1 protein-coding gene is annotated in these 313 nt (G+C 60.7%); it reads left to right on the top strand.

Annotated elements, in window-relative coordinates; translation table 11 throughout:
• A partial coding sequence (locus tag BG74_RS18360; protein WP_244267487.1) for a CBS domain-containing protein occupies positions 1 to 287 on the top strand: 287 nt, incomplete at its 5' end.
• Between the last annotated feature and the right edge of the window lie 26 nt (positions 288 to 313).

Genomic DNA, 313 nt, shown 5'->3' with positions numbered 1-313 from the left:
GTACCGGGCTCGGTCTGACAGCAGTCTGTGGCCCTGCGAATCGTGTAGTGGGGGTGTTTACCGACGGCGATCTCCGGCGCTGGCTAGTAAAAGGACGGGCGCTGACCGCGCCGATCGCTAATGCGATGACCACCCCTGGGTATCGGTTACCCCTTGACTGGCGTGCAGGCGCCGCACTTGAGGCCATGCATCAGCAGCAAATCACCGCTGCGCCGGTGGTAGATGCCGACGGTGACCTGGTAGGGGCCATTAACATGCATGATCTGCATCAGGAGAGTATCGGCTAAGACAATGTGCTGGACTGCAGCGGAGT

The organism is Sodalis-like endosymbiont of Proechinophthirus fluctus, assembly GCF_001602625.1.
Taxonomy (GTDB): domain Bacteria; phylum Pseudomonadota; class Gammaproteobacteria; order Enterobacterales; family Enterobacteriaceae.
This window is presented reverse-complemented; position numbering and strand designations above follow the sequence as displayed.